Genomic DNA, 389 nt, shown 5'->3' with positions numbered 1-389 from the left:
GGTCTTTACGAATCATATCTGCCCCATTATTCTTAACATAAGGGAGGGGGCTTTTCATGAAGAGTTTGCTTGCATGTCTCGGTCTGATGATCGCCGGAATTGCAACCGCTTTATTTATCGGATTCCATGACCGTTCAAACGGCGAAGAGATTGTATATGATGACGCTCAGGAAGGCTTACAGGATCAAATCGTATTCAAATTCAGCCACGTTGTTGCTGAAGACACGCCAAAAGGGCTGGCCGCCAACAAATTCGCCGAGCTCGTAAACGAGAAATCAGGCGGGAAAATGAAAATTGAAGTGTTCCCGAATGGAAGCCTGTATTCGGACATTGAAGAAATCGAAGCATTGCAAAATGGCGACGTGCAATTTATCGCCCCCTCCACATCG

The 389-nt window shown here is 46.3% G+C and carries 1 pseudogene; it reads left to right on the top strand.

Going from position 1 to position 389, the window contains the following annotated elements:
• Positions 1–56: 56 nt before the first annotated feature.
• Positions 57–389 (top strand): annotated as a pseudogene (locus BAE31_RS11175) (C4-dicarboxylate ABC transporter); the annotation flags it as partial.

The sequence above is a fragment of the Bacillus sp. I-2 genome (genome assembly GCF_001974945.1).
Taxonomy (GTDB): domain Bacteria; phylum Bacillota; class Bacilli; order Bacillales; family Bacillaceae; genus Bacillus; species Bacillus safensis.
This window is presented reverse-complemented; position numbering and strand designations above follow the sequence as displayed.